Here is a 23,554-nt window from a genome sequence, read left to right as displayed (position 1 = left end):
CCTATCACACTCCTCTATTTTTTCATCTCAGCAACATATCGATCATAAGCAGCTTGATTAATTTCTACCAAACGACGTACATCCAACTTTTCAAGTTCTTTTACGAATGCCGCATGATCCACTGGCTTCGCGCCCAAGATCCATTGTTGTCTCGTTTCAGCAATATAAGTATCTACCTTAGGGAAAATCTTCTCAATTTTCTTTTGCTCTTCCATTGTAAATTTCAGAATGGGATATCTATCCATATATACTTTCTTTTCTTTATACATATCAATTCCGTCTTTTGCCAAAGGTGGTGTCCATTGCTCTTCGAAGGAGTAATCTTGTTGGAAGCCAAAGTTAGATTGAGCTCCTGTCTTACGGATAACATCTATAGGCGCTTTATCAGACTTCAAGACTTTATCTGTGAAAATCGGCTTGCCGTTGACCTTTGTAAACGTATCGCCTTCGATACCGAAGTTCGCCATTCGTCTGCCCTCTTCTGAGAACCAGAAGTCAAAATATTTAATTGTTGCAACGGGGTCCGGATTGCTGTGGGATATTCCCCAGCCATAGTTTTTAGCGCGATCCCGTTTGGAAGGCTCTTTCACTTTACCATTTACGTCGGCTGGTGGAAGCATAGGATCAAAGCCGAAGCCTGGAATCTTGCTTCCCAACTGCTCGTTGTAATTGCCCGTTGAAGCAAAGAAATCATGAGTCAACCCGCCAACGTTATTTGCAAGGAGAACATCCCTTGCCTTGCTTCCGCGAGTAAAGATCTCTTTATCAATGAGCCCTTCTTTATACCACTTCGCCATATTTTCCATAGCAACGCCATATTCCTTCTCTAAAGGTCCGAATACAACTTTGTTATCAAATGCTCGATAGCTTGGGTATCCATTCCAAAGTGCCATTAGGCCTTCAATGCCGATGGTTGTATTTCTGTGGAAAAATCCGACTTCATCTTTTTTGTTGTTTCCATTAGGATCTTTATTAACGAATGCTGTTAATACATTATGCAGGTCGTCAACTGTCTTCGGCTCTTTCAATCCTAATTTATCCAACCAATCTTTACGGATAAACCAGCCTTTTTCAGCCTCTCCATCTGCGATAAATGGAATAAACCATATTCTTCCTTTATCATCGGAGGCTGCGCTTCTTACATCCGGATTGTCTGCAAGGAATTTCTTCAGATTAGGAGCATTTTTGTCAATCAAATCATTGAGTGATAGAAAGGCTCCTTCCTGACCAAACTGCAAGAAATCCCTGGACAGTGCTTGCATAATATCCGGTAGCTTACCCGATGCCATTACGATACTAAAGGTTTCACTGAAATCGGACACCGTATTCGGCAATGTTCCTTCCAGTGAGACATTGGTCATTTCTGCTGCTTTCACGAAGATCGGCCAATCATTTTTAAATACACCTGAATCTTTAGTTCCCATATGAACAGTTAATTTAAGCGGCTTCCCAGAAGCCAAATACGGATTTTGATTATTTTGTGTCTTCGCTGCAGATGGAGCAGCTTCTTTAGGTGATGATGAGCACCCCACCATAGTCCCTGTCAACGTTGTTGCCACTAAAAGACAAACAGTCTTTTTCATTTTCATGAAATTTCACCCCAGTTTAAAATATATAATTTATCCTTTCACTGCCCCTACTAACATGCCTTTTATAAAATATTTTTGGATATAAGGATACACAAGTACGATGGGTATAATAGAGACCACAATTGTAGCATAGGTCACGGTTTCCACAGATACAGTAGAAGTAAAGTCCAATGCAGCTCCAAATTCCGATTGCAAGTGATTTTCTACAATCATTTTTTTTAGTAATACTTGAAGCGGAATCTTGTCCATATCGGTCAGCATGATCATCGACCAAAAATATCCATTCCATCTCTCGATGGCATAAAATAATCCAACTGTCGCTAATCCGGGCTTCACTAACGGCAAGTACACTTTAAGTAATACCTGCAGATCGTTACCACCATCTACTTTCACCGATTCTTCTAACTCGTCCGGCACTCCTTCAAAGCTGGTGCGGAGCAAGATAACCTTAAAGGCATTGCATGCAAAAGCTATAATGATACCTGTTCGCGTATTTAATAGTCCCAAATCTCTTAAAGTAAGATAAAAAGGGATCATCCCCGCATCAAACCAGAGTGTTAACACAACTAATAACGTAAGCCATTTTCTTCCTCTCAGGCGCTTCTTCGACAAAGCATATGCACCACAGATCGTAAAAACCATGGATACAGCCGTTCCTGCAACGGTGTAAAATATGGTGTTTCCATAAGCTAACCATATATCCGGATTGCCCAAAACCTCTTTATATGCTGCAAATGTAAACCCTTGGGGAAATAGAAGCACCTTACCTGTAACTACGTTATATGGCTTGCTAATGGAAGCTGATAATACGTATATAAAAGGATACAGCGCTGCCATCGCCAAAAGAGCTAGCAGGATATTATTGACAATCTTATATATCTTCTCTCCTCTTGACTCAATCACACTTATCACCTACCATAAGCTTGCATCAGTTATTTTTTTACTAATCTTATTTGCCGTAACGACTAAGATTAAGGCTACGATGGAGTTGAACAATCCCACGGCTGTTGCGAAGTCGTATCTGCCATCAATAAGCCCTGAACGATAGACATAAGTACTGATGACATCTGCTGTTTCATAAGTTGCCGGCTGATAAAGCAGAATGATCGTCTCATATCCGACACTCAGCAGGTTGCCGATCTTTAGAATGAACATTACTACAATGGTGGGCAATATGCCTGGCAGTGTTACATGTATAATCTGTTTAAATTTACTGGCTCCATCCATTTTTGCAGCTTCGTACTGCTGCGTGTCTATGCCAGCAATAGCTGCGATAAAGACGATTGAAGCAAATCCCGTTTCTTTCCAAAGGTTCATGGTTGTATAGATTCCTCTGAAATAATCAGGATTGGTCAAGAAATAAATCTTCTCCATCCCCAACTTTTCTAAAACGAGGTTAAACAAGCCACTATCCGGAGCCAGGAACGTTGTTGCGATCCCTGCTATGACGACTACTGATACAAAGTGAGGCAAATAGGTGAGCGTTTGTACCACTTTTTTGAAACCTTCCCGAGTAACTTCACTAATCATAATGGCCAATATAATCTGCGCCGGGAAGCAAATCAGGAGTCCATACAAGCTAATAATGACCGTGTTTTTAAATACCCTTAAAAAGTATTCGCTTTCAATAAATTCTTTAAAGTACTCGAATCCAATCCATTCGCTTCCGCCTATTCCTTTAAATAAGCTAAAATCTTTAAAAGCAATTTGAATTCCCCACATGGGAAGATACTTAAAGACTAGGAACCATAGCAAAAATGGAATAAGTAAATAGTACAGTATTCGATCCCTAGACACATCTTTTTTTAACTCCCTAAAGTATGCTTTCAAATCTACGTTACGCCTCACCCTTTTTTTAAATTTGGTAGGTGAATTCATTGGCACTGCAGAATTTCTCATGTTCAAGTATCACCTCCTGTTATTGGCTCTGAAATCATGCATCGCTCTGCCATAACTGAATCCTATAGGAGATTCCGAGAAAGATATATCTTGAATATTTGTTGTAGTGTTTGTTTTATTGTTTTATGACTAAAATTGACGAAAATAAAATAAAATCGAAAGAACAAAAAATCATTATTCATAGATATAAACCATCAATAAAGCGCTTTTCTACAAGGGTTTACGTGTATTCAAGAAATGAGTATTGTATCTATTTGTTTAATTTTTTATTTGAACTCAAACTCAAAAATGATGTAGACTTGAGACGATTTGAATAATCATGATGATTTGAAGCGGGGTATCGAATTATGGTTAAGAAGAAGTTTTTGTACAAGATGCTAACCTTATTTATCGTTATTGTCCTACTATATTCAGTTATCACCTCATCTATCATCTTTTACAAAAGCTATCAAATGGCAGATGCCCAAAACAACCATAGCAACCAATTATTCATAGATCAAAACAGCAATTATGCGGACTTCAAGCTCCGCACTGCAATGGAACTTGTATATAAAATATCTACGTTACAAAGTTTAATCGATTATCGCTATAGTACCGAGACAAATTATTTGCACATTGTTAATTTACACCATGATCTGATTCATCAATTGCAAGGTTTTGGCCAGCTAGGCTTCACATTTGGTATAACCAAGTTGACAGATGACATGGTAATAACAGCTGCAGGAACCTATAATATTAAAAATTATTTGAATGAGCTCGGTATAGATCCAGAAGCACTGGATCGCTTTCATAATATGGAAAGTCCGATTCTTGCTTCGAATACGTATGTCGTCCCGCAATCACTGTCCAAGAAACCTGGCAATATCGTAATGCTTCATCAAATTGTAAATTCTAAACTGGATCCTCTATACTTTTTTATTGTTATCGACAGCAGCTCTTTGTTACCCGGATTTGTCGATAACCTTAAAGGTAATTTCTATCTACATACTAATGAAACGATCAGCTCCTATATTCATAATAAAGGGCTGGATAAAGAAATCTTAACTCGAATCGATGCACGGAACGAGCAGGAAGATATTAACCACCTAAGAGTGGGATCAACCATCAATTATATCCATCCTTCAAAGGTGATACCGAATCTTAACTATGTTTATTCAAGTGAATCGACTTCGTTTGGCACTGTTTTTATTGAAATATGGAAGACAGCGTTGTTCCCTAGTGTGCTTTTGCTGCTGCTAGGTATCATCCTTGCTTACATGGCTACGAGGTCAAGCTACAAACCGATTCGCCAACTGCTGCAATTTCTGGATGAGCAAAAAGGAAATTCAATTTCAACTGCTTCTTCAAATGAACATGCTGACCAAATTCATGAACTCGCTTACATCCAGTCTAGCATTGAGCAGGTGTATTCCATCAATCATTCTTTACAGAATAAGCTGGATCATTCCTTTGTACATTTGCGGGAGGATTTTTTCCGAAAGGTCATTTACGGAATTGCAAGCGAGGAGTTTATTCAAGAGAATCTCTCTGCAATGCAATTAGAGAAATTTCAAGAAGACTTGAATATCATACTATTGGAATGCAATGGAATTGAAGCTCTGGATAAGACGGCACCAGCTCCAAACCTATCCTTGATTTTCAATACTATAATCAGGGAGATTCCATGTGAATACGAAGATTTCTTTACTTTGCCATTAGATAAGAATAAATACTGTATTATTTTTAATCGCATTTCATCCGAGTCCTTGAAGCAAATTGCAGAGACCGTTATCAATATCATCGAAAAAGATCTATCACTCGATATTACAGCATGCATATCAAGTACATATCAACTCAATGAGCTGACTTCCGCACTGCAGGAGCTGCTTCGGATGAGCAATAATCAGTATGCAACTACAAAAAAGGTGTTAACCTCACAGAATGTTAAAGATCTCGAAGAAGCGGTTTGTTATTATCCTATAGAGACTGAAGCCTGTCTAATTAATTATGTCAATTCGAATGAATTGGGCAAAGCTCACGATTTGCTCAGAAATCTTCTGGATCATAATATAAATCAAACAACACTTAATCCTGTGAATCTGTCGAATTTGAAGCATTCGATCCTATCCACCTTTAAACGATGCTTAAATACAAATGGAACAACATTGAATCAATTTATAAGGGAATACCCTGACCAATTGAATGAGTTTATGAAGGTTCCTGTTTCGAAGTTTACAGAAAAAACCTTCACGTTGTTTGAATTGATCTTTAATTATTGTAACAAGGATAAGTTCAGCTTAGAGAGTTCTACCGCTTCCCAAATATTTATTTATATCCATAAGCACTTTGATAAAGATTTATCGTTAACAGACATTGCAGATCAATTTAACTTGTCTGAAAGCTATGTTAGCAAGCTATTAAAGAATTCACTAGACATTAACTTTAAACAATATGTCAATACATTGAAGGTGAAAAGAGCCAAGGAACTCCTAAATCAGGGGAATTATAAGGTTCATGAAGTTGCGGTGATTGTCGGATGCAATAATACCAACTCTTTCATTCGAATTTTTAAGCAGTATATTGGCGTATCTCCCGGGGAATATATCAAGAACTTAAATTAACTTCCAAGCTTATTGGAATCACGATTTCTTGCTGTAATATTGAAATTCACTACAACAACAAATAGTGAAGATATACCTCTCATTCTGCTAACATTATTATAAATGTATCGTGACATCATACGATCTTAGAATGAGAGGAGATACAACAAATGAACCAACACCCGGATTGGCTGGATAATGCTTATAAAGAATCCATGAAGAAAATCAGTAAATTAAGTAAAAAAATTGGAGTAAGCTTTCCACATGTGTGCTTGAATGGCAGCTACAATTGTGAAGACGCTTCCTTCTGGACCTCTGGATTCTGGGGAGGCTTGCTTTGGCTGGCCTATCGTGAAACGAAAGAGGAATCCTTAAAAAAGATTGCAATAAACATTGAGCAAGAACTAAACGTTCCATTGTTTGACTTCTATGATATTCATCATGATGTTGGATTTATGTACTTGCCAACAGCTGTTGTTAACTATCAATGGACTGGAAATGAAGAATCCCGGAGATCTGGTCTAATTGCGGCCAGCCATCTGGCAGGCAGATTCAACCTGAAGGGGCAATTTATCAGGGCATGGACGGATCGAGTCAATCCGAATAGTACAGGCTGGGCTATTATTGATTGCCTAATGAATTTGCCATTGTTATTCTGGGCTTCGAAGGAAGATCATGATCCTCGCTTCAAGCATATCGCTATTGCACATGCAGATACCGTACTCAAACATTTTGTAAGAGATGACTGGACAGTCCCTCATATCGTAAGCTTCGATCCGGAGAGTGGAGAGAAGCTTGAGAACCTCGGAGGGCAAGGCCTGGGGCCAGATTCTGCGTGGTCGAGAGGACAGGCCTGGGCTATTTATGGATTTGCTATTGCAGCACGTGAAACAAGTAAAACTGAATACCTGACAGCTGCTAAAAATATCGCGAACTACTTCTTATCCCATCTTCCTGAAGATCAAGTTCCTTATTGGGATTTCAGAACTGCAGAGAAAGATAAGTTTGTTCGTGACTCTACAGCTGCCGCCTGTACGGCAAGTGGTCTGTTAGAGCTGAGTATGCTGCTTGAAGATCAATCAGAAAAATCCTTCTACTACGAAAGTGCTCTCGCAATACTCAAAGGGCTTTATGAGAACTATGCTGATTTCAGCGACCGGCAGGATGCTATTCTTACCAAGGGAACCGTATCTTATCCCGTAAACAAGCATGTTAATGTGCCGATTATCTATGGGGATTATTATTTTGTAGAAGCACTTTCCAAAGTACACGGTCAACCAGGATTGTTCTAACGGAGTATTCGCGGAAATTCAATGGATTTACTATAAAGACAGCAAAAAAATAATTGCAAAATATCTCTACTTGGATAGTAACGGAACACTAGCATCAATCTCTGATAAAAAGAGTAAAGCGGCTAAAGCAGCCGCTTTTTTATATTCTATTGTTGACCTGATCACATTCTGTACACCACAGTAAAGCGGTAACGCTGCCCCCGCCAATATATCAGGGTATGCGCGAGATGCAGAAAGCCGTTAGGCTCCAGCACAACACAACAGCATCATTCAAAGGTGTCGAATAACGTCAAACTGATCCGATTAACGCCGACGCAGCCCTCCTATTATAATGAAAAAAAAGACTCTTTTTTCCGAGGCCACTTAAAAACATATGTTTTTGACTTCTTGAAGTAAACCTAAATAAATAATAGACGAATTTCCATTCAATTCTGAATGAGAATTCGCCTTTATTTTATGGTTTTCTTCATGCTTTCTACTTCACTAGCGTCAATATTCTTTTGAGGTTGACAGTGAATACAGCCATTGCCACTTGCATCTCCGTACCACCAAGACCCTAGATCATACCCGTGTCTGTGTTTTAGCTCACTATTTTTTGCTTCACTGTTCGCGATGGCGAATCGCCATATGTCCAGCTTTACAAACATACATCCACGCATCTTTATTGAACTCAAATTCATCTTCTTGTTGCGATTTCCTTGTGTAATCATTGGGTGTATAGTCCTATTAAAGCTTGCTGCCGCTCATACTCTTCGATACTCATAATCACCATATCTCCAGTACCATTCTTGGTTATATATACAGGTGGTTTTTTAATTAGATGATTTCGTTCTCTTCCATTGCTCATGAATGTTCCGCACTTTCTTCCACAGCTCTTCCCGATCTTGTCTGCTGTAGTTTACGAGGTGCTCGCCAAAAATATCTCCTAGCACTTCAAGCCATTGCGACTTGGACTGAAGCTCCGTCTTCTCGATGCCGTGAAAGTCTCTCTTGCTCCACACGCAGCCTCTAAGCTCGTTGCTTCCCGAAGCATGCCTCTGCCGAACGAGAAACAGATTGATCCACGGTGAATCCGCCGACCGGCTGTAATGCTCGTGCTGCGGCTCGAACGTTTTTAAATCATGCACGATTTCGGGAGCTACATCCACTCCGATGATCGTAGCGTTCGGGTCATGCACCATCCGCCATCCTTTTTCTGCGACCTCAGACTCAATGACCGTATACGCAAATGGACCTTGACTGTAAGCTCCCGCTTGTAGGGGCAGTGGTTCATACGGCATATCCCCGAGACCGGCATCAACTATCCATCTCTCTTCCCTGCCTTCCTCGTTCTCCAAGCTGACCGTTAACCCAAGGTGGAAAGAGTTTACCCTTGGCTGTTCACCCAGTGGCTGAACGCCGGCTCTATGCCGGAAAATCTTATACCCTAGTGAGGCGAGAAGCGAGCTAAACGCGCCATTGAGATGAAAACAATACCCGCTGCGCCCATCGAGTATAAGCCGTACCGATTGTCTTTCGTCGATGGACGCCGGTCTTCCGGCAACGATATCCACCGTTTCCCATGGCACGTTCTGAATATGGGATCGATGAAGCTCAAATAGATAGTCTTTGGTAGGTGGGCTAACGTCATCTATGTCTAATCGGCGCAAATACGCCTTGATTTCTTCGTTCGTCAATTGCATCATCTAGACATCAACTGCCTTTCGTTTCGGTTTGTTCCTTACTGACTAAGCCGGCCGGTTATAGATTCAAGCATAGTCGACGGGAAACCGTTATTCAATCCGAATTTAGACAACCTGTACCGGTACAGATGAGTGATGACGAAGCGTTCTCCCGCAATTGCCGCTTTCATAACCCAAAGAATCGTTACTGCTTTTTCCGTGACCGGTATCCAGATTTCGCTTTTTCACCTCCCATATCTCAACGGGTCCATGCCCTTACCTTCCTTCGTTATGCCTGTCCAAGGCGTGGAGGCCGATCAAGTTTAATGTGCGGGTCAGTGCCCTTAAATAACGGGTAATCGGTACTTCGTTCTTTCTTTGTAATCCTGCGTAATGCCGCTGCCAGTCTAATACTTTATTTTTCAGTTCAGATGTGTTTATTACGCTATCGTGTTCCCAGTTAGTTGAACTTCCTACTAAAAGGTCAAAGTCATCACCTGTTATTCATAAATCAAGCTCCTTTATGGTTTAATGATGCCGATTCTTTCCGAATCGCCAGCCGGTTTGTTGAGCGGCAAGTATTATCGTACAACCTTGTCTTAGCACCAGGTCAACCCCAAGAAACAAAATTTATTAGTAGCAGCCTAAGACTTCCGCCTTTAAACAGAAGATGGACTGACACCAAAAGGCTCTCCGCTTTGAAGCTTGTGTTCGATCATATCCCAGACTTGCTGTAACTCCCTTTGTTGCCGTTTGATTTTATCTTAATAGCTGCGTAGCAGTTCTTCCATTTCCCCGTCCATTTCCATTTTCTTTCTTTAAAAAATTCCAAAAAGGGACGGATTTCCTCAAGAGACATCCCGGTTTTTTTTAGACATTTGATCAGTAGTAGCATTTCTTTGTCAGTGTCGCTATATATACGGTGCTTATTTTGCTTTCTTTGAACTTGAGAGAGCAGCCCAATCTTTTCATAATATCGAAGTGTATCTTCAGTCGTGCCGCACTGCTGCAGAATTTCTAATGGTCTAGCCCCATCACTTGCCACAAGTCTAAATAATCGGATATTTCTTTCTGCAAACCAATCCAAAGTAGCATTAGTCAATGTTTTAGCTAAACCCTGACTTCTAAATTGTGGTTCCACAAATACATCTGCAATAAAAGGAAATGCATTTATTCGACAGAAATCAGCTTATTAAGACGAATTTTATAGGATATAGTATTAAGCAAAGGGGCCTTGAGAATGAAATTCGTTACACAAACCAGATTAAAGGTGTTAGAGGATTTAGTCCAATTGATTCCGGATCTTAATGAGAGGAGCTATGCGCTCCATCTCTTGAAATCGATCCGTTCTGATATCGATGATAACTATGCGGAGATTCAAAAGCCAATAAGTTTAAGTTACATTAGCCGACGGTCCGATAAGAAAAACAACTATTAATCTCAAAGGTTCAGGTCCTTAATAAACGTAACTCTATTGTACCCACTTCTAAAAAAATCTGTTTCCTGGGCTACCATGTCGAAGCCTATATTACGATAAAATCTTAATGTAGTCTCATTCTTTTCATGACCTAATGTGTAGAGAATAATCTTACTTTGCTGCATCTTTTTAATTCTGTTGCAAATAGTGCTGATTAACTCCTTACCTATACCTTGACGCTGTAAATCCTTTTTTACTGCTACTCCAACTATTTCATAAAGGCCTACCTCATCGTTAAATATATATCCTGCATGACCAATGATTGCATCGCTCTCACCATCGTCACAAGCAACATAAAATCCAATTTTATCATTTTCACTCTTAAAGAACTCATTCCATCTGGACGGATATTTTTCTATTATGAACTTGGGAAATTGTATCCGATGCTCCATCATAATGTTTATAACATCCTCTGTATCATTACATGTAATAAGTCGAATGTTCATTTGAGCATACTCCCTTCCCAACGTGCGTGATTATATAAATGGACATCATCTTTCAAACTCTTCACCACCCGAATTAATATTATCGATTGTATCATCAAAATAATCCTAATGTTGGTAGAGATTTTTTTTACTCAACTATCCTGCCGTTCGGAGCGAATGTGTTCTACTTTATTAAATATTCCTTTACAGGAATATTCCTTATGGTGTATATTTAAATCAACAGGAAGATAACCCTAGTGATGAAGGAGATGAGATTATACAAGAGACCATCACTTAACGAGGTGAGCGACATGTCAGGGAAGAATCCGGGCAGAGACATGACGATGCTGAGCGCTTTGGCCGAGCCGAATCGTATGGATATCGTCGAACTCTTGCGCGACGGCCCCCTGACCGTGGGGGAAATTGCCGACCGGCTAGGACTTCGCCAGCCCCAAGCCTCGAAGCATTTGAAGGTGCTTAGCGACAAAGGGATTTTGGAAGTGAAGGCCGAAGCCAACCGCCGGATCTACAAGCTCCGGCCTGAGCCCTTCCAAGCGCTAGATTCTTGGGTGAAGTCCTTCCAACGCGTCATGGAAGACAGATTCGACAATCTGGAAGACTATTTGCGGGAACTGCAAAACAAGGAAAAATCATAAGATCATTCAAATCGATGAGGAGGAATTACAATGTCAAACAACACAATGGTTTCGAGAGTAGAGAACGATCGAGTGCTGGTGCTGGAGCGAGTTTTCAACGCGCCGCGCGATCTCGTGTTTAAGATGTTTAAAGAGCCTGAACATCTCAAGCGTTGGTGGGGGCCGAGAGGCTGGGAGCTTCCGGTTTGCACCGTCGATTTCCAGCCGGGAGGCGTTTGGCACTACTGCATGAAGTGCGTCGATAAGGACCAAGGTCAATTTTACGGCATGGAGTCTTGGGGCAAAGGCGTTTATAAGGAAATTGTCGAGCCGGAGACGATTATCTACACCGATTATTTCTCGGATGCCGAAGGCAATACGAACGATACCATGCCGTCGACCGAGATCACGATGGAATTTATCGATATGGGCGGCAAGACGAAACTGGTCAGCCGTGCTGAGTATGTGTCCGCTGAGGCCCTCAAGACCGTCATGGACATGGGCATGATGCAGGGCATCACCGAAACTTGGGATCGTCTGGAAGACATTCTGACGGAGGTCAAGTAAGCAAATATGGGACGGCCGCCTGGCTTTGAGAGCCGGCGGCTGTTTTGATTAAGAAAAATTTTGTGATTACTTTTTTTCCATGACCGCAAAGTAATTTCCTTCATTATCAGCAAAGTTGAATACTCTTCCAGTAGGCATATTTACAAGATCTCCGACTGTGATACTCTTGTCCATAAAGTCTTTATATAAGCTATCGAGGTCTTCCGAGAAAAACAATAACGAAGGTGTATTGAGATTTAATTCAGGCTGCATTTTAGCAATTAGTTGCTTATCGTGGAGCACAATACTCGTTTGTACTTCGTTTGCTGGAGCAATTTCAATCCATCTCATTTGCCCGTTATTTTCCTCAGCAACTAAGCTAAACCCTGCTTTTTCTGTCCAAAATTTCAATGACTCATCTTGATCATTCACATATAACATAATTTGACCGACTTTATTAATCATTTGCCATTCTCCTTTCTTTTAATTTTGTATATAATTAAAGCTTCATTTTTAGACCCTCATGTGCTATAACTTCTATGTTAAAATCTCCAATTAATCCGATTTTACTCATACAAATCCCCCTTCAATGAAAACGAGCATCTGCTCTTATTGGATCCTATTTAGCTAGTTATTCCTATACCAATCTAGTGCTATTCTTTCCAGTTCTTTAACAAACGTATCTTTACCGTTCATATAAGCTTCTATGTCATTCGGGAATTGTTTTGCAAGGCTTTCTTTTAAATTTCCATATTGTATTGCTTCCTCCGAATGTGTTCGAAGATAGTCTCGTACAGCCAAATGGCGATTAATATCTTCCTTGTTCTCCACCTGAAATACATGTACTTGATGTGTTCTATTATCCCCGCCTTTTCTGAAATATCTTCTTCCTTTTAAACCGAACTCCCCCATACATTCATAGTCAAGCCCTATCATTTGTTCATTATATGAATCAATTTTTTCAATATCTTTTACTACTGGCATGATATCAATGACTGGTTTGGCTATTAACCCAGGAACAGAAGTGCTTCCAATATGATGAATGTCAATTAACTCATCACCAAAAATGTTTTTAATTTTTTGAGCTTCTTCTCTGAACATTTGTTTCCAGTTATCGTTATATCCCGTAACCACAACATTCATACAACTAACCTCCATTAAAGTAAGCTCCCACACTATCGTTTCTCATTATCGTAATCAACTAGAGCTGTTACTTGTTAAGATACCAAGCCAAGCTTCGATTAGCTAAGTTGCTTCCACTTTTGTTCTAGTGTTTGAGGAACATAGCATTCCATTTTTTTCATAAGCTCGACAGGTTCATTGGAAACGTTGATTAGACTGAGGTGTGAAGTATTGGAGAAGCCTTCATTGATGCTATTTTTAATCAGATTTATTAAAGGATCAAAATAATTTCTTATATTGAGAATACCGACTGGTTTATTATGTATGCCGATTTGTGACCAGCACAAAACTTCGAAAAGCTCTTCATAAGTCCCAAAGCCGCCGGGTAAAGCAATAAACCCATCAGCTAGCTCTCCCATTTTAGCTTTACGCGCGTGCATATTTTCTACTTCTATTAACTGAGTCAACTCTCTATGCACCATTTCTCCTTTAAACAATCCTTCAGGCATGACTCCGATCACTTCGCCTCCACCATTCATGACAGCGTTAGCGATTTCACCCATTAAACCAATTTTAGATCCGCCATAAATTAATCGATAATTGTTTTGCGCCATGTAATTACCAAGCTCAGCAGCTTTAACTTGATAGTCTTGATGCCCTCCTAAATTGGATCCGGCAAATACGCATATTGATTTCATATTCTCATCACCTATCTATATATTGATAATATTCTTTGAATAATATACTATATGTTGAGTGTAAATCATACTAGCGAGTAAGGGGTTCTATAAAATGGAAATGAATGAAGTCCAAAAATGGATTAAACATTTTTATGGAGAAAGAGGCTGGGCCGACTACAATCCTTTTATAAGGGTTGGATTTCTTATGGAAGAAACAGGTGAGGTCGCACGAGCAGTCCGGTCTTATGAAATCGGTAGAGATCGCCCTGATGAATCTACCCAATCTCAAGATCAACTCAGACATAATTTAATTGAGGAAATTGGTGATGTTTTGGGGAATATTGCATTATTAGCGGATTTGTATGGTATATCTTTAGACGAAGCTTTTACTGCACACAAACAGAAACTACTTGACCGTTTCAACTCTTAGTCTATTGTCTCCATCAACGTTAGAAAAAGATATAGCGACCAAGGGCCGTCAGGCCCTCTGCGGGAATCCAGATTATATGAAGTCACAGCCTACACGAATTGCATTCAAAATTAGCTCTTCCATATTCTCTTTGCTTCCACTAAAACTTCTTCATTGAATTCCATCCTGTAGATATCGGGTTTGGATGTCTTTAGTAAAAAATCCAGGTCGTACTGACTGTCGAAGTATCCCATCATTAATGTCATAACAGCCCCATGAGTTCCAATTACTACTTTCTGCCCTTTATATTTCTTTAGAATTTTTTTCAATGTAGCTATAGAACGATTCTGACAAATCGTAATAGATTCGCCTCCAGGCAACGAAAAGTCTGGGTCAGAAAACATCTTCTTTACTGATGGATACAACTCCTGTTCAGACAATATCTTATCGTCACTTAAAAAAACTATTTCTCTAAGATCTTCAAAAGCTAAAACTTCTTTACCTAAAGATCGGGCTAATTCCTCTATTGTTAAAATTGCCCTTTCATATGGACTTGAAACGAACGTGTCTATTCCCTCATCTTTCAATAATTCAGTTATTATATGGGCATCTAATCTACCCTTGTCAGTCAGCCCACGTGTTCTCTCGTTCCCATCTGTTTTAGGTGATTCTCCGTGTCTGACCATGTAAATAAAGGTTTTCATATATAACCCCCCGTGGAATACTCTCAAATCATTTATAGCTATCGTTTCCGCTCAATTTCTTGATCTTTGAAATCATAGCTATGTATCACTTAAACAAATCCTCTCGCATCCGTTAGTTAAACCATGATTATTTAATCGCATGTATCGATAGCCATTGAGGAAGAGCCGCCAACGGGTTGGATTGCCAATTGCAAAATTCATCAAGCTCTTGCTTTGACAATGTATCGACATCATCTTTTGATTCATCAACCCAAAATGTACCGTCTTCTGCAAACATTTCTTCAATTTGCTTAATGTCTAAACCTGATGAAATCATAGCATTCATTATATCTTGTATACGCCATTTAAAAGTTGGTACCTCTCCGAAAGGCCCTGTTGAATCATATGGCTTTACTACATTTATTTCCTTTGCAGCATTTATTCCGAACGGACGCATAAAAGGGTGAATATCCATCATGATATACGAACCATTGGTTTTAAGTATTCTATGGATATTGTTGTACATGGAGTTTAAATCATTGATCCATACATGGACACCGTTGGATGTGTATACAAAATCATATTCATCGCTTTTAATTTTGCTTAACTCCATTGTATCATCGCATATAAATTCAATATCCCAACCATGTTTACGTGCTATTTCAGAACTGTTTTCCAACTGTTTTTCAGAAATGTCACATGATGTTACTTTTGCCCCCATCAAATGAAAGGCGAATACAGCATGGTTGTCACCACTTGAAGGAACACAAATTCGTTTGTTATGCACATTTGACAATGCCTTTTTAACCATGGAATACGTTTTATGATGAAAAGCTGATTCAGGAGACTCAATTATTTTTGAGATTGCAGCATCAGTTCTATATCTTTGATACCATGTTTCAGACCATTGGTTCCAACTATTTTTAATAATAGCACTATGTTTATTCATTAGGTTCCCCCCGTACATCGTTAACTGAATTATAACAAGAGTGGCTTAGTAATAATGTATAATAATCAATTAGAAATTAAATATTACTGAAAAGTCACATCAGAATAATCTAAAACGACGAAAAAAGTTGCAACTTGACACCTCAGCTATTTCAAAGATATTATAGATACAATAAGTCTTTAAATGAGGTGCAGCCATGAAATTTACAAAAGCAACGAATTATGCCCTACACACCATGCTCATGCTCTTTGCCGCTTCCCCGGTTAAGCCGGTAGGCGTCCAGCAGTTGGCAGAATCCCAAAACGTTTCACCAACCTACCTTTCCAAAATTTTAACGAGGCTCGTGAAAGCAGGAATGATCGAATCGGTTTCCGGAGCCAACGGAGGCTATCGTTTATCCCGCAAAAAGGACGACATTACGTTTTTGGATATTATTCACGCCATTGAGGGTACCGCCTCCTTATTCGAATGTGATTTCGTCCATGGCTCCGAATGCTTGATTCAAGATGTAATGAAGGAAGCGGAAGAAAAAATGGAGTTGCATCTCAAAAATACGAAATTGGCAGACCTAGCTCAAAAGCAACCGCAAGTTTAAGGTGAGCAACTTAATGCAGAAAGGATGGGCACGGTTCGCTACGTATAATAAGCGTTTTTTATCGCTTTATTATAGACATAAAGAGTCTTTTATATCCATTAAGAGGAGATGATATTCATGATTTACGATTGCGCTATTATTGGCGGAGGTCCCGCCGGGTTGAATGCTGCCCTGGTGCTTGGCAGAGCAAGACGGAGCATAGCTTTGATCGACAGCAATCGGCCTAGAAATGCCGTTACGCATGCATCGCACGGCTTTATTACGAGAGACGGCGTAACGCCGGCTGAATTCCGCCGCATTGCTTATGAGGAAGTGGGGCGTTATCCGTCTGTCGAACATCTGCAAACCGAGGTTGTTTCGATTGGCAAAATCGAATCCGGATTTGAGGTGCATGATTCGTCAGGCCTTCGTGTTCAAGCGCGAAAACTGATCTTGGCGACGGGTGTAAAGGAGATATTTCCCGAGATAGAAGGCTTATATCCGTTATACGGGAAAAGTTTGTTTAATTGCCCCTATTGCGACGGCTGGGAGCTACGGGATCAACCGCTTGTCGTTGTTTCCGAATTTCCATCCGTCTTTCATACGGCCAAACTGCTCCTCAATTGGAGCAAGGATTTGGTCGTATGCACGAACGGCCAGGCTTCCCTATCGGACGATCAAAAAAAGCGACTTCAATCAAAGGGAATCGTGGTGATGGAGCAACCTATTTCGGCTTTCGTAGGCCAAAATGGAAAGCTTGAGTATGTTCGCTTTGCGGATGGAACTCAAGTCCTGAGGTCCGGTGGTTTCGTGGCTCCCAAACTTGTGCAAAGTGCACCATTCGGAGAACATTTGGGCTGCGAAAGGAACGAGTTGGGCGGAATCAGGACGGATGAATCGGGAAGAACCTCGATACCTGGTTTGTACTCCGCTGGGGATGCTTCATACTTCATGCCTTCCCAATTGATTTTTGCCGCTGCCAGCGGCAGCCGAACCGCTACGAGCGTAAATATGGATTTGACGGAGGAAGATTTCGAATGACGAAAGAAAGCAAATGATAAATAGAAGGAAATTCAAAGCGGCTCACTATCCGTTATTACCAGCATTGCTTTCACTGCAGAAGATCATTCTTGGATTGACATAAGCAAAAGAACTCAACCATAATAAAAGCATAGAATAATAATGATTCAACCTCAAAATCAGGCTTGACCCTCCCCTATCATCAGCCTGCCTAATCCTGCAAACATGCAGTTATTATCTACTGAAATTTGCTTGTGAGAGGAAAGAACTGCAAAAGTACAGCAATTTAATGCAAAACGGCCCAGTTTCAGCTAAGAGTGAAAAAAGAGCTGCATATTTGCATGAATTCACCAAGAGTGCAGATAGAATGGCCAAAAAGCTGTATAACTGCAGGTTTTTAAGGGTAGGCAATAGCGAAGTAATGTCTTGTACGCTGTCATTGCCGTGCATAAGGTCTTGTCAAGCGCTGAGTTGGGTATGGAGCCGAAATCAAATGATTTCGCCAAGCGCTGATTTCGGTTCTGAGCCATAATAATCAGATATCCTTCATCAATACAGTTGAAGTCATTTGTATCAGGAGGTTCATTCCTATGGACGAACAAACCGGAACGAACAACAACTACAAGGAGAGTGCCGGCTCCAGTATCTGCGAAGTCCTGCAGATACTGGGTGCCAAGTGGGCTTTCCTTGTTCTTGAAGTACTGCTTAACGGGCCGCAGCGATTCAATCAGCTTCAACGGAATATATCCATAGTTAAGACCCAATCCCTCACGGATACACTCCGCCACTTGGAGAACAATGGGCTTGTCCTCCGCAAAGTCTTTCCAACTGTACCCGTGACAGTTGAATACTCGCTAACGGAGAAAGGCAAAGATTTTCAATCAGCTCTGATGGAAATGGAAAAATGGGTCCAAAAGTGGGGCAATCCAGTGCCAGCCGTAGAATCTACCGTCCAATCATCATAATCATATATCACACCGTAATCAATTTTAACCGTCAGGATCCAACCTGACGGTTATTTGTTATTGTTCGTAAGCCGCCTTTATCAACTAACTTTAATATAGTTACTCCAAATAGATGGATTATATCCAAATGCTTTGCGTACTTACTTAATGAAAGCAGCTTAGTTATAATTCGATTATGCCACTTAGCCGGACGCGGCCAAGCGCCTGAACAACCACAAGCGGCCTCATGAGCTGCTTATTGTTCGAAAACCTTGCTGAGTAAGGAATTGATATTCATGAATCGAATTGTCATTTACATCTTAATGATAGGTGTCTTCTTCACCGCTACCTCAGAATTGGTCGTAGCTGGCATTTTGAACATATTAGCTGACCAGATGCATGTCTCTGTCGCACTTGCCGGACAGCTCATTACCTCCTACTCACTGGCATTCGCGATTGGTACTCCCATTATCGTCACACTTACGGCACGAATTGGGCGGAAGAAACTGCTGCTGATCGCTATGTTTGTCTTTATTATCGGCAACCTCCTCTCGTTCGCCAGCCCCAGCTTCATCCTGTTAATGGCTGCACGCATGATACTGGGCGTAAGCTCCGGCGTCTTGATGGTTGCCGCCTTCAGCGCGACTGCCAAGATGGTACCGCCTGAGAAAATCGGTAGCGCTATCGGTACGATTATTCTCGGCTTCAGCAGCGCCATGATCCTTGGTGTACCCATCGGAATTGCACTCACCGATATATTCAGCTGGCAGATGATCTTCCTCTTCCTCGCTGCCGGCAGCCTCATCATCCTGATCGGCATGGTGTTCCTACTGCCAGAGATTGAAGGAGACGCCCCCGTTCCCTTCAGCAGGCAGTTCGCCGTACTTGCGAATCCGGTCATACTATCCGCGCTATTGCTCGTTTTGTTCAGAGAAGCCGGCAACTCTATCATGTTCACATATATAACATCTTTTCATAATCCTGCACAGGAGCGCTTCTGATATCGGGTTCATCATGCTTACATTCGGAATTGCCGGCGCTATCGGCTCCCGTCTGGGCGGCTCAGCTGTAGACAAATGGGGAAGCGTACGGATGATCTTCAGCAGTGTGCTCGTTCATATTATTACGCTGGCCTTGCTGCCTTTGGCTATCCACTCGTTCCCATTCGCAATTACTCTCTTATCATTGTGGGTTATGTCCATGTTTATATGGCTGTCACAATGAACGCAACTGTTTTGTATAATCCGTGGGTCGCGAGCATTGCACTGCTTCTGTCTTTCACTGCGGCTATTGTATCCGTCAGGAAGAGCAGAAAGACACAATCTGATGAAACCACAAAAGAGACCATCATCAGCCACTAAGCATGTATGTTTAACACTGGAAGGATATTGAAGCTAGCAAAACGAATTATATTAACGGATAAACTAAGAAAGGAATTAGGAGTTGAATATGCGAGTCATAACTTTATGTGGTTCTACAAAATTCAAGGACCAATTTGAACAAACAAATGCATTTCTTACACTTCAAGGTAACATAGTTATAAGCTTAGCCTTCTTTGAGCAAAGCGAAGGTTTTGAACTAACTCAAGAACAAGTTGAATTATTGGGAAGCCTACATTTTAGAAAGATTGATATTTCTGACGAAATCTTCGTAATTGACGTTGAAGGTTATATAGGCAATAGTACAAGAAAAGAGATTGAATATGCTGAAAAGAAGGGAAAAGCAATCCGTTATTACTCTAATGGTGGGATTCCTTCTGTCTAATGCTTTAAATTTCAGTAACTTATTGAATAATAAAAGGTTGTCACAGAAAGCCCTCTGTGACAACCTTTTTTTAAAAATTTGCGGCCCGCACAGCAAGCCGCGACTTTTTGAGATAATCAAGAACGAATCTCTATTTTACTGTTTTATTATACAGTTGAATCTTCGAAGTTATTTCTTTTGCCGCTGCATCCAAAGCTTCCTTAGGTGACTTCTTGCTGTTGAGTACCTCTTCGATCGCCCCTTCAACAATTTGCCTTGCTTCTGGGAATACCCCCATAACAGCGCCCTGTGTTGCTGTGTTCAGCTTCGTTTGGTGCAATTGGTCAATCGCTGTTTGGAACTGAGGGAACTTTTTGAGGTTTTCCTTTACAATATCTTCGTCATAAGCTTTTTTACTGATCGGGAAGTACCCCGTATTTACGTGCCAGTAAGCCTGCACTTTTGACGAAGTCAAAAATTTGATGAAATCCCAAGCTGCTTTTTGTTCATCATCCGGACGATTGTTCATCATCCACAAGCTCGCTCCGCCAACAACGACTCCGCCTTCTTTGGCATCTGCTGGTTTAGGGAGGTAACTGGTACCTACTTCGAATTTGCCGGCTGCTGAATCTACAAGACCTTTGAGCGATGCCGTAGACTCCAAGATCATGCCCACCTGTCCGGCGGAAAATGCTTTTTTGGAATCATCTGTTTTGCGTCCGAGGTTATTTGCCGCTTTAGTGTCCACCAAGTCTTTCCACCAGGTTAACACCTTCACACCCGCTTCTGAGTTCAACTGTGATTCAGTTGCCATAGAGGTTCTACCGTTTCCGTTATTTACGAATTCCGCGCCTTGGTTGGCCATTAATTGCTCCATGAACCAGCCATAGATCGCAAAGTTTGCACCAGTGGCTTTACCTGATTTGGTAATAGCGTCAGCCGCAGCTTTCAATTCGTCGTAAGTTTTCGGAGGTTTCGCAGGATCAAGGCCTGCCGCTTTAAACAAATCTTTGTTGTAGTAGAGAATCGGATTGGATGTATTAAACGGCATAGAGTACAGCTTGCCGCCTAATGTGTAGTAACCTGAAATATTCGGTTCCAGCTGCGATGCATCCCACTTATCTAGATCAATGAAATTTTGCATCGGTGTAATTGCTTTGGAATCGATCATGAAACGACTGCCGATCTCGTACATCTGTACGACTGTTGGGCCTTCACTTGTACCCATTGAGGCTTTTAGTTTGCTAAGCAGGTCATCGTAGCTTCCTTGATAGATCGCTTCCACTTTAATTTTATCCTGAGACCCGTTATAATCATTCACCATTTGCTCAACGACCTTAGTATTGGCCCCACCCATTGCATGCCAGAAAACCACTTTCTTAGGTCCGCTTGCCGGAGCTGCTCCCGGTTTGGCTGGTTCTGGTTTTTTATCCCCGCTTTCCCCCATATTAACGCTGCATGCCACAAGGAAAATCATTATTAATGCCATAACCAATCCTGTTAACCCTTTTTTGCCCATTGTATTTCCTCTCCTCGCTCAAAGTGAATGATTATATATGATAAGTCTGTTAGGTAACAGACGGATCAACGCTTTTAACCTTTTACTGCACCAGAGGTAATTCCGCGTACGAGCTGTTTCACACCAAAGGCCAATAGAAGAAAAGAAGGAAGCAGAACCAAAGTAACTCCCGCCAAAATCAGATTCCAAGACATAACCTCGGCATGCTGCAGCATAGCAACCCCGATTTGCACGGTTCTCATAGAAGCTCGGTTCGTAATCAGAAGAGGCCATAAATAGTGGTTCCAATGCGTAAGGAAGACGTAAACACCCAAAGTGGCAAGGGCGGGACGGGAAAGTGGAAGTACAATCGAGAAAAAATTTCTGAGATGTCCGCATCCGTCAATTTTTGCCGCATCAAACAATTCACTCGGCAGCTGCAGGAAAAATTGGCGGAGCAAGAACACTCCGAAGGCACCAGCCATAAAAGGAACGATCAGTCCCTGATAGCTATCCATCCATCCCCAATCCTTAATGGTTAGATAATTCGGAATGATGGTAACTTCCCAGGGAATCATCATGGTCGAAAGAAAGACGACAAACAGAATATTCTTCCCCTTGAATTTCAAAAATGAGAAGGCGTACGCCGCCAAGCTTGACGTAATAATCTGACTCAAAGTGATCCCCGAAGAAACAATAAAGCTGTTTAGAATAAAACGAATGATTGGAAAACCGACAATGGCGTTCTTAAAATTTTCTAGATACAGCTGAGAAGGAAATAATGGCGGTGGAAAGTTCGAGACCTCCTTATCCGTCATGAATGATGAAAATACTGTAAATATAATCGGATATAAAACCACTACGGCCAGAACAATGAGCACCAAGTAATTCAGAGTCGGCGCGATTCTTTTCGCTATCATTGATAATGCACCTTCTTTTCCAGAACTTTAAACTGCACCACGGTCAAGATCATGATAATTGCGAAGAGAATCAAAGCTTGCGCGCTTCCAATTCCGAATCGGAAGTTGACAAAAGCGTCCTGGTAAATGTTGTACACGATTACATTAGTTGTATTCATTGGACCGCCTTTTGTTAAAATGTGAATTTGTCCGAAGGCTTGGAAAGCACCGATCACAGATACAATTAGGGCGAAGAAGATGGTAGGCGATAGAAGTGGCAGAACGATTTGGATAAAGGTTCGCACCGGACCGGAACCATCCACCTTAGCGCTTTCATAAATCTCTTCCGGGACCCCCTGAAGGCCACTGGACAGTACAATGAACAAAAAGCCCATATTCATCCATATCGTCAATATAGAGATCGACACCAGTGCCCATGAAGGGCTCGTTAACCAAGGGATCGGATCAATATGCGCAAGGCTTAAAAAGTAATTCAGCATCCCGGCCGTTGGATGGAACAGCAAGAACCATATAATGGACCCTGTACCTACCGATATGACGATTGGCAGGGAAAATATGAATTGGAATATTTTCATGCCCCGCAATTTGTTATGCGTGATCGCCGCCAAAAATAGGGACCATATGATCGAAGTGGGTACCGTTAGCAAGATAAAGAGCAAGGTAACTTTCAAATTCGAATAAAACTGTCCGGAACCAAGTAAATCCATGAAATTTTCGAGACCGACGAATTCAACGACCCTCCCTCGCGGGTCCGTAAGCGTCATACTTAAGTAAATCGATTTGACCATTGGATAAAAAAGAAAGGTAACAAATAAAATCAAGGAAGGAGCAAGGAATAAATAAGCTAGAACATTCTCCCCCCCCTTCTTTCTCTTTGCTGGAGCCATTTCATTCACCTTCGCGTTTAAA

At 41.1% G+C, this 23,554-nt stretch carries 28 protein-coding genes and 1 pseudogene; 12 read left to right on the top strand and 17 right to left on the bottom strand.

The window, feature by feature from the left end; translation table 11 throughout:
- Positions 1-14: 14 nt before the first annotated feature.
- Genes GC093_RS26160 through GC093_RS26150 form a run of 3 tightly spaced genes read right to left on the bottom strand, consistent with a single transcriptional unit; the run spans position 15 to position 3,488 of the window.
- Positions 15-1,589, bottom strand: coding sequence for an extracellular solute-binding protein (locus GC093_RS26160; protein WP_171654861.1), 1,575 nt, complete (start codon positions 1,587-1,589; stop codon positions 15-17).
- A 30-nt stretch (positions 1,590-1,619) separates the two neighbouring features.
- Positions 1,620-2,492 (bottom strand): carbohydrate ABC transporter permease, encoded by an 873-nt coding sequence (locus GC093_RS36150; protein WP_216624817.1) that lies wholly within the window; start codon positions 2,490-2,492, stop codon positions 1,620-1,622.
- A gap of 9 nt (positions 2,493-2,501) precedes the next feature.
- Positions 2,502-3,488, bottom strand: a complete 987-nt coding sequence (locus tag GC093_RS26150) for an ABC transporter permease (RefSeq protein ID WP_246315325.1) — start codon at positions 3,486-3,488, stop codon at positions 2,502-2,504.
- Between the two features lie 347 nt (positions 3,489-3,835).
- Here GC093_RS26150 and GC093_RS26145 point away from each other — a divergent pair, with 347 nt between their 5' ends.
- Together GC093_RS26145 and GC093_RS26140 are read left to right on the top strand one after the other, a co-directional pair.
- Positions 3,836-6,088, top strand: a complete 2,253-nt coding sequence (locus GC093_RS26145) for a helix-turn-helix transcriptional regulator (protein WP_171654860.1) — start codon at positions 3,836-3,838, stop codon at positions 6,086-6,088.
- A gap of 149 nt (positions 6,089-6,237) precedes the next feature.
- Positions 6,238-7,359 (top strand): glycoside hydrolase family 88 protein, encoded by a 1,122-nt coding sequence (locus GC093_RS26140; protein WP_171654859.1) that lies wholly within the window; start codon positions 6,238-6,240, stop codon positions 7,357-7,359.
- A 475-nt stretch (positions 7,360-7,834) separates the two neighbouring features.
- Here GC093_RS26140 and GC093_RS26135 read toward each other — a convergent pair.
- The 5 genes and pseudogenes from GC093_RS26135 to GC093_RS36690 all read right to left on the bottom strand — a co-directional run.
- A pseudogene (locus GC093_RS26135) lies at positions 7,835-8,078 on the bottom strand (hypothetical protein); the annotation flags it as partial.
- Entirely contained in the window at positions 8,066-8,206 is a 141-nt protein-coding gene (locus GC093_RS37000; RefSeq protein ID WP_171654858.1) for a type II toxin-antitoxin system prevent-host-death family antitoxin, read from the bottom strand. The pseudogene GC093_RS26135 and the gene GC093_RS37000, both read right to left, overlap by 13 nt.
- Complete coding sequence (locus GC093_RS26125) at positions 8,172-9,044, bottom strand: arylamine N-acetyltransferase family protein (RefSeq protein WP_171654857.1); 873 nt, start codon at positions 9,042-9,044, stop codon at positions 8,172-8,174. Before GC093_RS26125 ends, GC093_RS37000 begins: the two co-directional genes overlap by 35 nt.
- A 35-nt stretch (positions 9,045-9,079) precedes the next feature.
- Positions 9,080-9,211: a hypothetical protein gene (locus tag GC093_RS36485; RefSeq protein WP_281365308.1), complete on the bottom strand. Its 132-nt coding sequence runs from the start codon at positions 9,209-9,211 to the stop codon at positions 9,080-9,082.
- Positions 9,212-9,735: 524 nt separating this feature from the next.
- Entirely contained in the window at positions 9,736-10,176 is a 441-nt protein-coding gene (locus GC093_RS36690; RefSeq protein WP_312886613.1) for a GNAT family N-acetyltransferase, read from the bottom strand.
- Between the two features lie 84 nt (positions 10,177-10,260).
- Here GC093_RS36690 and GC093_RS26115 point away from each other — a divergent pair, with 84 nt between their 5' ends.
- Positions 10,261-10,458 (top strand): hypothetical protein, encoded by a 198-nt coding sequence (locus tag GC093_RS26115; protein WP_171654855.1) that lies wholly within the window; start codon positions 10,261-10,263, stop codon positions 10,456-10,458.
- A 2-nt stretch (positions 10,459-10,460) separates the two neighbouring features.
- Here the strand turns inward: GC093_RS26115 and GC093_RS26110 are convergent, their stop codons facing one another.
- Positions 10,461-10,943 (bottom strand): GNAT family N-acetyltransferase, encoded by a 483-nt coding sequence (locus GC093_RS26110; RefSeq protein WP_171654854.1) that lies wholly within the window; start codon positions 10,941-10,943, stop codon positions 10,461-10,463.
- Positions 10,944-11,233: 290 nt separating this feature from the next.
- On the opposite strand from GC093_RS26110, the gene GC093_RS26105 reads away from it, so the two are divergent.
- Both GC093_RS26105 and GC093_RS26100 read left to right on the top strand, forming a co-directional pair.
- A complete protein-coding gene (locus GC093_RS26105; RefSeq protein ID WP_171654853.1) occupies positions 11,234-11,578 on the top strand; it encodes an ArsR/SmtB family transcription factor in 345 nt (114 codons plus the stop codon).
- Positions 11,579-11,608: 30 nt separating this feature from the next.
- Complete coding sequence (locus GC093_RS26100; protein WP_171654852.1) at positions 11,609-12,124, top strand: SRPBCC domain-containing protein; 516 nt, start codon at positions 11,609-11,611, stop codon at positions 12,122-12,124.
- Between the two features lie 66 nt (positions 12,125-12,190).
- Here GC093_RS26100 and GC093_RS26095 read toward each other — a convergent pair whose 3' ends face one another.
- The 3 genes from GC093_RS26095 to GC093_RS26085 form a co-directional block, all read right to left on the bottom strand.
- Positions 12,191-12,568 carry a VOC family protein gene (locus tag GC093_RS26095; protein WP_171654851.1) on the bottom strand — a complete coding sequence of 126 codons (378 nt, stop codon included), beginning with the start codon at positions 12,566-12,568 and terminating at the stop codon, positions 12,191-12,193.
- Positions 12,569-12,730: 162 nt separating this feature from the next.
- Positions 12,731-13,246, bottom strand: a complete 516-nt coding sequence (locus tag GC093_RS26090; RefSeq protein WP_171654850.1) for a GrpB family protein — start codon at positions 13,244-13,246, stop codon at positions 12,731-12,733.
- 98 nt (positions 13,247-13,344) lie between these two features.
- Positions 13,345-13,923, bottom strand: coding sequence for an LOG family protein (locus tag GC093_RS26085; protein ID WP_171654849.1), 579 nt, complete (start codon positions 13,921-13,923; stop codon positions 13,345-13,347).
- Between the two features lie 94 nt (positions 13,924-14,017).
- On the opposite strand from GC093_RS26085, the gene GC093_RS26080 reads away from it, so the two are divergent.
- A complete protein-coding gene (locus GC093_RS26080) occupies positions 14,018-14,335 on the top strand; it encodes a MazG nucleotide pyrophosphohydrolase domain-containing protein (protein WP_171654848.1) in 318 nt (105 codons plus the stop codon).
- A 110-nt stretch (positions 14,336-14,445) separates the two neighbouring features.
- Here GC093_RS26080 and GC093_RS26075 read toward each other — a convergent pair whose 3' ends face one another.
- A complete protein-coding gene (locus tag GC093_RS26075; RefSeq protein ID WP_171654847.1) occupies positions 14,446-15,018 on the bottom strand; it encodes a histidine phosphatase family protein in 573 nt (190 codons plus the stop codon).
- A gap of 127 nt (positions 15,019-15,145) precedes the next feature.
- Complete coding sequence (locus GC093_RS26070; RefSeq protein WP_171654846.1) at positions 15,146-15,946, bottom strand: class I SAM-dependent methyltransferase; 801 nt, start codon at positions 15,944-15,946, stop codon at positions 15,146-15,148.
- A gap of 196 nt (positions 15,947-16,142) precedes the next feature.
- Between GC093_RS26070 and GC093_RS26065 the strand changes: the two genes are divergently transcribed.
- The 6 genes from GC093_RS26065 (at position 16,143) to GC093_RS26045 (ending at position 20,248) form a co-directional block, all read left to right on the top strand.
- Positions 16,143-16,541, top strand: coding sequence for an Rrf2 family transcriptional regulator (locus tag GC093_RS26065; RefSeq protein ID WP_171654845.1), 399 nt, complete (start codon positions 16,143-16,145; stop codon positions 16,539-16,541).
- A gap of 117 nt (positions 16,542-16,658) precedes the next feature.
- A complete protein-coding gene (locus GC093_RS26060) occupies positions 16,659-17,561 on the top strand; it encodes an NAD(P)/FAD-dependent oxidoreductase (protein ID WP_171654844.1) in 903 nt (300 codons plus the stop codon).
- A 569-nt stretch (positions 17,562-18,130) separates the two neighbouring features.
- Positions 18,131-18,505 carry a winged helix-turn-helix transcriptional regulator gene (locus tag GC093_RS26055; RefSeq protein ID WP_171654843.1) on the top strand — a complete coding sequence of 125 codons (375 nt, stop codon included), beginning with the start codon at positions 18,131-18,133 and terminating at the stop codon, positions 18,503-18,505.
- A gap of 275 nt (positions 18,506-18,780) precedes the next feature.
- Positions 18,781-19,485: an MFS transporter gene (locus GC093_RS26050; protein ID WP_246315322.1), complete on the top strand. Its 705-nt coding sequence runs from the start codon at positions 18,781-18,783 to the stop codon at positions 19,483-19,485.
- A 13-nt stretch (positions 19,486-19,498) separates the two neighbouring features.
- A complete protein-coding gene (locus tag GC093_RS36145) occupies positions 19,499-19,708 on the top strand; it encodes a hypothetical protein (RefSeq protein WP_246315320.1) in 210 nt (69 codons plus the stop codon).
- A 225-nt stretch (positions 19,709-19,933) separates the two neighbouring features.
- A complete protein-coding gene (locus GC093_RS26045) occupies positions 19,934-20,248 on the top strand; it encodes a hypothetical protein (protein WP_171654842.1) in 315 nt (104 codons plus the stop codon).
- 130 nt (positions 20,249-20,378) lie between these two features.
- Here the strand turns inward: GC093_RS26045 and GC093_RS26040 are convergent, their stop codons facing one another.
- The 3 genes from GC093_RS26040 to GC093_RS26030 form a co-directional block, all read right to left on the bottom strand.
- Positions 20,379-21,746, bottom strand: a complete 1,368-nt coding sequence (locus tag GC093_RS26040) for an ABC transporter substrate-binding protein (RefSeq protein ID WP_171654841.1) — start codon at positions 21,744-21,746, stop codon at positions 20,379-20,381.
- Positions 21,747-21,820: 74 nt separating this feature from the next.
- Positions 21,821-22,645, bottom strand: a complete 825-nt coding sequence (locus GC093_RS26035) for a carbohydrate ABC transporter permease (RefSeq protein WP_171654840.1) — start codon at positions 22,643-22,645, stop codon at positions 21,821-21,823.
- The gene (locus GC093_RS26030; RefSeq protein WP_376768682.1) at positions 22,642-23,532 is read right to left on the bottom strand and encodes a carbohydrate ABC transporter permease; all 891 of its coding nucleotides are present in this window, start codon (positions 23,530-23,532) and stop codon (positions 22,642-22,644) included. Before GC093_RS26030 ends, GC093_RS26035 begins: the two co-directional genes overlap by 4 nt.
- Positions 23,533-23,554: the final 22 nt, after the last annotated feature.

The organism is Paenibacillus foliorum, assembly GCF_013141765.1.
GTDB lineage: Bacteria > Bacillota > Bacilli > Paenibacillales > NBRC-103111 > Paenibacillus_S > Paenibacillus_S foliorum.
This window is presented reverse-complemented; position numbering and strand designations above follow the sequence as displayed.

Bases quoted from the DNA above. Each gene is read 5' to 3' on its own strand.
- GC093_RS36485 (WP_281365308.1), bottom strand. From the start codon at position 9,211: ATGAAAGCGGCAATTGCGGGAGAACGCTTCGTCATCACTCATCTGTAC.
- GC093_RS26075 (WP_171654847.1), bottom strand. From the start codon at position 15,018: ATGAAAACCTTTATTTACATGGTCAGACACGGAGAATCACCTAAAACA.
- GC093_RS26065 (WP_171654845.1), top strand. From the start codon at position 16,143: ATGAAATTTACAAAAGCAACGAATTATGCCCTACACACCATGCTCATG.
- GC093_RS37000 (WP_171654858.1), bottom strand. From the start codon at position 8,206: ATGAGCAATGGAAGAGAACGAAATCATCTAATTAAAAAACCACCTGTA.
- GC093_RS26110 (WP_171654854.1), bottom strand. From the start codon at position 10,943: ATGAACATTCGACTTATTACATGTAATGATACAGAGGATGTTATAAAC.
- GC093_RS26100 (WP_171654852.1), top strand. From the start codon at position 11,609: ATGTCAAACAACACAATGGTTTCGAGAGTAGAGAACGATCGAGTGCTG.
- GC093_RS26050 (WP_246315322.1), top strand. From the start codon at position 18,781: ATGAATCGAATTGTCATTTACATCTTAATGATAGGTGTCTTCTTCACC.
- GC093_RS26055 (WP_171654843.1), top strand. From the start codon at position 18,131: ATGGACGAACAAACCGGAACGAACAACAACTACAAGGAGAGTGCCGGC.
- GC093_RS26115 (WP_171654855.1), top strand. From the start codon at position 10,261: ATGAAATTCGTTACACAAACCAGATTAAAGGTGTTAGAGGATTTAGTC.
- GC093_RS26085 (WP_171654849.1), bottom strand. From the start codon at position 13,923: ATGAAATCAATATGCGTATTTGCCGGATCCAATTTAGGAGGGCATCAA.
- GC093_RS26070 (WP_171654846.1), bottom strand. From the start codon at position 15,946: ATGAATAAACATAGTGCTATTATTAAAAATAGTTGGAACCAATGGTCT.
- GC093_RS26060 (WP_171654844.1), top strand. From the start codon at position 16,659: ATGATTTACGATTGCGCTATTATTGGCGGAGGTCCCGCCGGGTTGAAT.
- GC093_RS26145 (WP_171654860.1), top strand. From the start codon at position 3,836: ATGGTTAAGAAGAAGTTTTTGTACAAGATGCTAACCTTATTTATCGTT.
- GC093_RS26080 (WP_171654848.1), top strand. From the start codon at position 14,018: ATGGAAATGAATGAAGTCCAAAAATGGATTAAACATTTTTATGGAGAA.
- GC093_RS36145 (WP_246315320.1), top strand. From the start codon at position 19,499: ATGCTTACATTCGGAATTGCCGGCGCTATCGGCTCCCGTCTGGGCGGC.
- GC093_RS26160 (WP_171654861.1), bottom strand. From the start codon at position 1,589: ATGAAAATGAAAAAGACTGTTTGTCTTTTAGTGGCAACAACGTTGACA.
- GC093_RS26040 (WP_171654841.1), bottom strand. From the start codon at position 21,746: ATGGGCAAAAAAGGGTTAACAGGATTGGTTATGGCATTAATAATGATT.
- GC093_RS26030 (WP_376768682.1), bottom strand. From the start codon at position 23,532: ATGGCTCCAGCAAAGAGAAAGAAGGGGGGGGAGAATGTTCTAGCTTAT.
- GC093_RS26125 (WP_171654857.1), bottom strand. From the start codon at position 9,044: ATGATGCAATTGACGAACGAAGAAATCAAGGCGTATTTGCGCCGATTA.
- GC093_RS26090 (WP_171654850.1), bottom strand. From the start codon at position 13,246: ATGAATGTTGTGGTTACGGGATATAACGATAACTGGAAACAAATGTTC.
- GC093_RS26095 (WP_171654851.1), bottom strand. From the start codon at position 12,568: ATGATTAATAAAGTCGGTCAAATTATGTTATATGTGAATGATCAAGAT.
- GC093_RS26140 (WP_171654859.1), top strand. From the start codon at position 6,238: ATGAACCAACACCCGGATTGGCTGGATAATGCTTATAAAGAATCCATG.
- GC093_RS26105 (WP_171654853.1), top strand. From the start codon at position 11,234: ATGTCAGGGAAGAATCCGGGCAGAGACATGACGATGCTGAGCGCTTTG.
- GC093_RS26150 (WP_246315325.1), bottom strand. From the start codon at position 3,488: ATGAGAAATTCTGCAGTGCCAATGAATTCACCTACCAAATTTAAAAAA.
- GC093_RS26035 (WP_171654840.1), bottom strand. From the start codon at position 22,645: ATGATAGCGAAAAGAATCGCGCCGACTCTGAATTACTTGGTGCTCATT.
- GC093_RS26045 (WP_171654842.1), top strand. From the start codon at position 19,934: ATGCGAGTCATAACTTTATGTGGTTCTACAAAATTCAAGGACCAATTT.